The sequence below is a fragment of the Pseudomonas psychrophila HA-4 genome (assembly GCF_000282975.1).
In the GTDB taxonomy this organism is placed as follows: domain Bacteria; phylum Pseudomonadota; class Gammaproteobacteria; order Pseudomonadales; family Pseudomonadaceae; genus Aquipseudomonas; species Aquipseudomonas psychrophila_A.
Genome location: NZ_ALJC01000096.1, coordinates 43,155 through 51,617 on the forward strand (window position 1 = coordinate 43,155; position 8,463 = coordinate 51,617).

The following is an 8,463-nucleotide window of genomic DNA, read 5'->3' on the forward strand; positions in this document are numbered from 1 at the left end:
CAGTGCAACGCCAGTAGGACGTGGCGCCGCATTCCCGGTTTAACCTCCGCATATTGGGCTCGCGCTCACTCTGCATTTATTGCCCTTTACCGATGGAGTCCTAAGATGAAGAAACTCGTGCTTCTTGGCGCCTTGGCACTTTCCGTGCTGTCCTTGCAGGCTTTCGCTGCTGAAAAGCCGCTGAAGATTGGCATTGAAGCTGCTTACCCTCCGTTTGCTTCCAAGGCGCCGGATGGCAGCATTGTGGGCTTTGACTACGACATCGGTAACGCTCTGTGTGAGCAGATGCAGGTCAAGTGCGTTTGGGTCGAGCAAGAATTTGACGGCCTGATCCCCGCCCTCAAGGTGCGCAAGATCGACGCGATCTTGTCTTCGATGTCGATTACCGACGATCGTAAGAAGTCTGTGGACTTCACCAATCGTTACTACCTGACCCCGGCTCGTCTGGTGTTGAAGGACGGCTCAACCGTTTCTGATTCGCTGGAAGAACTCAAAGGCAAGAAGATCGGCGTGCAGCGCGGTTCGATTCACGACCGTTTCGCCAAGGAAGTCTTCGCTCCTAAAGGCGCCACTGTTGTGCCTTACAGCTCGCAGAACGAAATTTACCTGGACATCGAAGCGGGTCGTCTGGACGGCACCGTGGCTGACGCCACTCTGTTGCAGGAAGGTTTTCTCGATACCCCGGCTGGCAAAGGCTACGCATTCGTAGGTCCTTCGTTCACTGACGCCAAGTACTTCGGTGACGGCATCGGTATCGCCGTGCGTAAAGGCGATAAAGAGCTGAAAGACAAAATTGACGGTGCCATCACGGCTATCCGTGCAAACGGCAAGTACGACGAAATCCAGAAAAAATACTTCAACTTCGATATTTACGGCCCAGAAGCCAAGTAAGTCATCGCGGCTGTAAGTCTGAAATGGCGCAAGCGACAGGATCTCTGAAGTTTGCGCCATTTTTTCATCCTAATTTTCACCCTATTTTTCGAGGGCCTGAATCATGTTGAAAGGCTACGGGGCTGTCATCCTCGATGGCGCTTGGCTGACGCTACAGCTCGCCTTGTCGTCCATGGCCCTGGCCATTGTTCTAGGTCTGATTGGTGTTTCAATGCGCCTGTCGCCAGTGCGCTGGTTGGCTTGGCTGGGCGATCTGTACTCAACGGTCATTCGTGGGATTCCCGATCTGGTGCTGATCCTGCTGATTTTTTACGGCGGTCAGAACCTGCTGAACAACGTCGCCCCTCTGTTGGGCTACGACGACTACATCGACCTTAATCCCTTCTCGGCTGGCGTGTTCACCTTGGGCTTTATCTTTGGTGCGTACCTGTCCGAAACCTTTCGTGGTGCCTTTATGGCGATCCCCAAAGGTCAGGCGGAAGCGGGCATGGCGTACGGCATGAGCCGTTTTCAGGTGTTTTTCCGGGTGTTGGTGCCGCAGATGATCCGTCTGGCGATTCCGGGTTTTACCAACAACTGGCTGGTGTTGACCAAAGCCACGGCCCTGATTTCAGTGGTCGGCTTGCAAGACATGATGTTCAAGGCCAAGCAGGCGGCGGATGCCACCCGCGAACCTTTTACGTTCTTCCTCGCTGTTGCCGCGCTGTACCTGGTGATGACCAGTGTTTCGCTGCTGGCGTTGCGACTACTTGAAAAGCGCTACTCGGTCGGCGTAAAGGTGGCTGAGCTATGATCTTCGACTACAACGTCATTTGGGACAGCATGCCGCTGTACCTAAGCGGGATGGTTGAAACCCTCAAGCTGCTGGGTATTTCACTGTTCTTTGGTTTGCTGGTTGCGCTTCCGCTGGGCCTGATGCGGGTGTCGAAACGCCCATGGGTCAACTTCCCTGCGTGGCTCTACACCTATGTGATTCGCGGCACGCCGATGCTGGTGCAGCTGTTTTTGATCTACTACGGCCTGGCCCAGTTTGAAGTCGTGCGTGAAAGCTTCCTGTGGCCTTTGCTGTCCAGTGCAACCTTCTGCGCGTGCTTGGCGTTTGCGATCAACACCAGCGCCTACACCGCTGAAATCATTGCAGGCAGCCTCAAGGCCACGCCCTATGGCGAGATCGAAGCCGCCAAGGCGATGGGCATGTCTCCAAGTAAAATGTATCGCCGTATTTTGCTGCCGTCGGCCATGCGCCGTGCGCTGCCGCAATACAGCAACGAAGTGATCATGATGCTGCAGACCACCAGTTTGGCGTCCATCGTGACCCTGATCGACATCACCGGCGCTGCGCGTACCGTTAACGCGCAGTACTACTTGCCGTTTGAAGCCTATATCACCGCAGGTGCGTTCTACCTGTGCCTGACCTTCATTCTGGTACGCCTGTTCAAATTGGCAGAACGCCGCTGGCTGGGCTACATGGCCCCGCGCAAGGCCTGAGTGTTGAGCCGCGCTCAACGTCTGACCCACTGTTTTTGTGAGAACCGACAGCATGTATAAACTTGAAGTCCAAGACCTGCATAAGCGCTACGGCAGTCATGAGGTGCTGAAAGGCGTATCTCTGGCTGCAAAGGCAGGTGATGTGATCAGCATCATCGGTTCCAGCGGTTCAGGCAAAAGTACCTTTTTGCGTTGCATCAACCTGCTTGAGCAGCCGCATGCCGGCAAAATCCTGCTCAACAATGAAGAGCTGAAGCTGGTCGCGAAAAAAGATGGCGCCCTAGTCGCCGCGGACCCCAAACAGTTGCAGCGTATGCGTTCGCGCCTGTCGATGGTGTTCCAGCATTTCAACCTGTGGTCGCACATGACCGCGCTGGAAAACATCATGGAAGCACCGGTGCATGTGCTGGGAATGACCAAGGCCCAAGCGCGAGAAAAGGCCGAGCACTACCTGAACAAGGTCGGCGTGTCCCATCGTAAAGAGGCGTACCCGGGGCATATGTCCGGCGGTGAGCAGCAGCGTGTGGCCATTGCCCGTGCGCTGGCGATGGAGCCGGAGGTCATGCTGTTCGACGAGCCGACCTCGGCCCTCGACCCAGAGTTGGTTGGCGACGTGTTGAAGGTGATGCAAGACCTTGCCCTCGAAGGCCGGACCATGGTGGTGGTGACCCACGAAATGGGCTTTGCCCGCGAAGTGTCAAACCAACTGGTGTTCCTGCACAAAGGCATTGTTGAAGAAACCGGCAACCCGCGTGAAGTGCTGGCCAATCCACAGTGCGAACGTTTGCAGCAGTTTTTGTCGGGCAGCCTAAAGTAATAACCCAGATACTGTTGGAGCAGCCGGTCGACGCTCCTACAAGGTGCTGCGCCAGATCTATTACTGCATTTTTGCACCAATTTAGTGCATGCTTACCCGCTCTGTGGTGGCTGATCTAGCTTGGTTGTTGCCACCTTCGGCATTAACACTGTTTCAGCTTCGGATTTCATGCCATGACCGCCCAACGAATAGGTTTCCTGATTTGGCCCAGCACTAAAGCGTTGACGCTGGCGCTGGCTGAGGAGGCCTTGCGGGTCGCCCAGCGGGTGCATCCAGAAGTGACCTATGAGTTGGTGTTTCTGTGTGCCGAAGCGCAGACCCACACCGCAGTCGATGGCTGGCAATTGCCGGGCGAGCCTTGGGTCGGAAAGCTCGAAGGCTGTCAGAAACTGTTCCTGGTGGCCGATGAGCCTCCGACCTCGATAGCGCCCGCGCTCAGCAGTGCACTCAAGCAATTGGTGCGTGCCGGTTGCGTGATAGGCGGGCTGTCTGCCGGTGTGTATCCCTTGGCGCAGTTGGGCTTGCTGGATGGTTATCGGGCGGCGGTTCATTGGCGCTGGCAGGATGATTTTGCCGAGCGCTTCCCTAAGGTGATTGCGACAAGCCATCTGTTTGACTGGGACCGTGATCGTTTGAGCGCGTGTGGCGGGCTCTCGGTGCTGGATTTGCTGCTGGCGCTGTTGGCCCGCGATCACGGCGCTGAGCTTGCGGGGGCGGTGTCTGAGGAGTTGGTGGTCGAGCGGATTCGTGAAGGCGGTGAACGTCAACGTATTCCGCTGCAAAACCGCCTCGGCTCAAGCCACCCCAAGCTGACTCAAGCCGTGTTGTTGATGGAGGCCAACATCGAAGAGCCACTGACCACCGACGAAATTGCCCAGCATGTGTGTGTGTCGCGTCGTCAGTTGGAGCGGATTTTCAAGCAGTACCTAAATCGCGTGCCAAGCCAGTATTACCTTGAGCTGCGCTTGAACAAGGCCCGGCAAATGCTGATGCAAACCAGCAAATCGATTATCCAAATCGGCCTGTCGTGCGGTTTCTCCTCGGGGCCGCATTTCTCCAGTGCGTACCGCAACTTCTTTGGCGCAACGCCGCGTGAAGATCGCAACCAGCGTCGTAGCAGCAGCCCATTTGAGCTGTCTTCGGTACCTGCCGAGCGGGGCTGAGGCTACTCATCAGGTTCGACGATATCGACAGCGACGGGTGCGAGGTCGTTGAATGAAAGACCCATGTCTATGTCGGTCTGACCGTAATATCTGTGCGCTTGGTTCAGGCTTGCTTCGGACAGGAGGTTTCCTGCTAGGTCGAGCGCTTCAGTGATAAATGCCGGTGCCTCGAAGAGTTCGGACGGTAGATGGCTGATTAGATTGTCACTGAGATCTATCGTTTCAATATCGGGCAGCCCCAGAAGCGAGATTGGAAACTCGCTGAGCTCCGTGTTGCTCAGGAATACGGAATTCAAGTTGTGCATGTTACTGAAGTCGGGCGTTAGGTTGAGCGGGTTGTGATCAAGATCGATGTGTTCCAGATTTTCCAGTTCGGCGAAGGCTCGGGCCGTTGTGGGGGTAAGTGTGATGTTGCTGTCTTCGAGATATAACTCGGTGATGTTCAGCATTGAAAACAGCGACTCAGGAACTGTATCAAGCGCAAAACCATGAAGTTTCAATACGCGTAATTTTGGGAAATGTTGCAAGAATTCGTTAACACCAGTGACTGGACCTGTTCCTCTCAAGGATAGGTATGTCACGTGGCTGAAGTCGGCGCTGATGTTCGGCATGTTGTCCAGTATCGTTCGTGTAAACGTCAGCTCAAAACCATCTCGAGTAGCGTCTGCGTAGTGGTTGTCGAACGCAGTTTGTCTGCGCCAGCATCTTTCGAGTTCTCTGCTGAATGCGCGTCGGTCTTGAACAATCGCTATTCTGGCTATTGGCGAAATTAACTCGCCTGTTCGCTGGTTAACTGCCGGTGCATCGACCGTCCACACTTCCATATCATCACGCAGTGTCTGAACTTCGTGCTCAAGTTCAGCGAGCCGTTGCATTGCATGGGGCTCCTGGGTCGGCAAGGTCGCGATAATACGCCCGCGTTCGATTACGTTCAGGTTGGGATACAGCTCATACACTTTTGTGGCAATGCTGGGGCCTAAGGACTCTGGGGCGTCCGCGCCTAACAAGGGGTAGCTGGCGCGTCCATGCGCCAGTTCCATGGGCGACTTGAAGTTCTCTGCCACGACGGGTTTGTCCATAAAAAGGTAAACAGACTGGCGATCCAGCAGTGGGCCTTGGCGCACGCGTGCTTTTAGGTCGCCGCCTTGGCCTACATGCGGGAAGCCCAGTTGGTTGCGCTCACGGTCGGGCAGGGCGTGCAGCAGGGCGCTGTAAAGATCATCCGGGCCATGCAGCTCTTGATTCAGTGCGTCACGTGCGCTGTAACGGTTGCCTGTTTTGATCAGGACTTTGCGCAGGGGAGCACTCTCATTGCCCAGGCTGTTGCTCAGCGGCCCTTCAAAGTGCTCTTCGCGAATTTCAATACGCACCTCTTTTGACCAACCGGGCAAGGCCTCAATGCTTTTCAGGGTCAGCCATTCACTGTCGACGCTAGCCGCGGAGTCGAGAAACAAGCCCTCGTAGACGCGATTGACTCGGGTTTGCACCACTAATTGGCGGGCTTCTTCTTGAAGTCGTGCCGGGATGGTTTTTTCATTCAGCAACTGCAGTACTTCGTCGCCGCTGGCATGCCAGATCAATTCCTGTGCGGCCTTGGTCGGTAACCCTGGGTGCTCTTTTTGCAACAGCATGACTTCAGTGTTGGTCTGCGGATCGAGCGAGGCATATCGCGAGTTGAACAGTTCAAGCCGCTTGAGTCGGGCTTCGCGAGCAAGCAGGTTGCCCAATGTGCGAGTTTGGGTTGCAAGGTTGGGTAGCGGGTCTGCGAATGCGGGGCTGATCTCCAGCAATACCTTGCGCTCGCTCTCGTTTAAGGCTTGCAGCAACGTTTTCAGTAAGTCTCCTTGGCGCAGTTCAGCGTCATTGATGTGTATCCAGTCTGCGGGGGTTGATGATGCCGGGTATTGAGCGAGCGTCTCGCCTTTCTCATTCGTGATCTTCAGGGCTTTAGAAGGGCTCCATGTGTCTGCGCTGGTCAGGAGTTGCAGTTGTGTTTGCGGATCGGCCTGCTGTTGAACCAGCGGGTCCGCACTTTCCATGTGCTCGATAAAACGCTGAATGTCCTGATCGATTTTGAAACGTTGGATGCTGTCTGACAGCAGCGCGGGTGTCGGCAGTGCGTCTGCATGCACCTTGCGTAATACGCCCGGATCGGTTTGCGTGATGGCGAGGATGCGCGAAGCCAGCGTGTCAGAAAATGAAGCCGCCGTTGGATTCAGGCGCCTGAACAGTTGGGTGTCATTCCAGTGCAGGGGCTGTTCGGTCTCTGCTGACCAGGCCCCTGTTCCGTTGTGTCGCACGCGGGGTGCGTAAGCATGCTCCCGGGTGGGGTGTTTGATGCGGTAGCCCGGGGTATGAGAGGACTTCTCGGCGCGGTAGTTTTTCCCTTCGAGGGGCAGGTACTGAGCCTTTTCGTGGTGATACAGCCCGATGTCGGTTGGTGTTTGGTGCTCTGGCAATGGGGTGGGGTGTTCGTAAGGGCTCAAGTCTGGCTCCCACAGGCGGGTTTCGCTGGTGGAGAGCGTCACAGGTTTTAAGCGCTTGATAAAAGGCGATGTGAGGCGGGGGAGTGCGTCGGTCAGTATTTTGCCGCCAATGGCGAACGCGCCAATCTGAGCAACGCTGCTCACCACATTTAATAAATGGTCCCAGGCTTCTAGGGTTTTGCCGTGCTCCCAGTCTTGAATGCCTTCGTAAACGTCGTCCAGTAGTTGATAGGCCATCTGCAACATCATCAGCTCGCCAATGAATGGGACAAAAATAGCCGCTACAAACTCAACCGCATTCAAGAGGCCTTCCACTATTTTTTTAAAATGCTCAAGGCGGTCATGGCGGGTTTTTTGATCTTCGGTGTCTGTACTGACGGCAATCAATGGTGCGTCTGCCAGTATTTTTCGGTGCTTCTGTTGATAAAGGTATTCGCTGTACTCGTGGTCGATATTGAGCAGAGCAACCTCTAAAGACGGGTTATCTATCGGGATATCACTGAATTCGGTCGGGTAGTCTTCGGGCCGGCCTTCGGGTAATCGGCCCGTGAGTGCGACAGTTTTGAATAGCGTTTTTTTAAGTGTGCCAAAGAAGGTGCCGAGATCTTTGTGGTCGATGAAGCGGCTGAAGTATTGCTGATAGCTGTTTTGACGCAGCTGTTCAGCCAGCGTGGCGAGAAACGCATCCAACGAACTGTAACGCTTGAGCGGGTGTTGGGGGGCGTCTGGTAAGTAGACAACGACTTCAGTGTTTTTCAGTGGCAAAACAGCGCTGTAGGAAAACACCAACACCCAGTTAGCGTGATGCCCTGCAAGACCATGCTGTACGGGTGGAGAGTGGGCGGGGTCTTGTCGGTCCAGCCTCGCGTGTTTCCCAGAGCTGCGAGCGAGTTGAAGAGGGTTTGCGAGATGTCTTTGTGGGCCAGCGCGTAATGCACGGACGCCTCAAAGGCTGCTCTAAGGCTTTGTTTGACCGTTGATTTAACAATGACTGCCTGATGCGGGTTATTAACGCCCAGCGCCATGTCGAGGTGGGCTTTGTACTGTTTGCCAATATCTAGCGTGCGGCACAGTTTTATAAAGCCCGCCACCGGTAGTTGTTGGTCCAGTGTTGTGAGGGTTTGGTAATGCCCCGCGGCAGAAGGTTGGGTAATAAATCCTGAGTCTGGCGTGTGAGCATCGTCATCGCCTTCAAACGCTTCGAAGTTGTGCAGGGCCGCATCGAGTATTGAGATGCGCCAGTTTTTAGAGGCGCCTGTATTAAGGTCCAGCAAGGGCAACTTAAGCGGGATGTAAAGATTAATAAACGTGCGTTTGAGGTCTAGTTCAAGGTCGACGTTGTAGTGTTGATTGAGGGCGTTAATCAGTAAAGGTTGGGCAAACGTATGAATGTCTTGCAGGCTTTCGAGTAATTGCACGCTCCTATGGTGCGATTTCCAGTGCTCGATATGGACCTGGTTAAAGGCATGTTGCTGGGCGGATGGTAGCTTGCCTGGCCTGTGTTTTGGATTGGGCTTTAAGTGTTTCAGGGCCTTAAGGCTCGACTCGCACGTTTGAATGGACCAGTCGGGAAGTGAACGAGCCCCATGAAAGACAGGACACCGTTTCCCCCTTACGA

At 54.8% G+C, this 8,463-nt stretch carries 5 protein-coding genes and 1 pseudogene; 5 read left to right on the top strand and 1 reads right to left on the bottom strand.

Going from position 1 to position 8,463, the window contains the following annotated elements; translation table 11 throughout:
• The first annotated feature begins 105 nt into the window (after nt 1–105).
• From B347_RS0115685 to argR, 5 genes are all read left to right on the top strand, one after another.
• Nucleotides 106–891, top strand: coding sequence for an ABC transporter substrate-binding protein (locus B347_RS0115685; RefSeq protein WP_019410643.1), 786 nt, complete (start codon nt 106–108; stop codon nt 889–891).
• Between the two features lie 103 nt (nt 892–994).
• Nucleotides 995–1,684, top strand: coding sequence for an ABC transporter permease (locus B347_RS0115690; protein WP_019410644.1), 690 nt, complete (start codon nt 995–997; stop codon nt 1,682–1,684).
• Nucleotides 1,681–2,379 (top strand): ABC transporter permease, encoded by a 699-nt coding sequence (locus tag B347_RS0115695; protein WP_019410645.1) that lies wholly within the window; start codon nt 1,681–1,683, stop codon nt 2,377–2,379. Before B347_RS0115690 ends, B347_RS0115695 begins: the two co-directional genes overlap by 4 nt.
• Before the next feature lie 52 nt (nt 2,380–2,431).
• Entirely contained in the window at nt 2,432–3,196 is a 765-nt protein-coding gene (locus B347_RS0115700; RefSeq protein WP_019410646.1) for an ABC transporter ATP-binding protein, read from the top strand.
• A gap of 173 nt (nt 3,197–3,369) precedes the next feature.
• Complete coding sequence (argR, locus tag B347_RS0115705) at nt 3,370–4,359, top strand: transcriptional regulator ArgR (protein ID WP_019410647.1); 990 nt, start codon at nt 3,370–3,372, stop codon at nt 4,357–4,359.
• Between the two features lie 2 nt (nt 4,360–4,361).
• Here argR and B347_RS0115710 read toward each other — a convergent pair.
• A pseudogene (locus B347_RS0115710) lies at nt 4,362–8,263 on the bottom strand (dermonecrotic toxin domain-containing protein).
• Nucleotides 8,264–8,463: the final 200 nt, after the last annotated feature.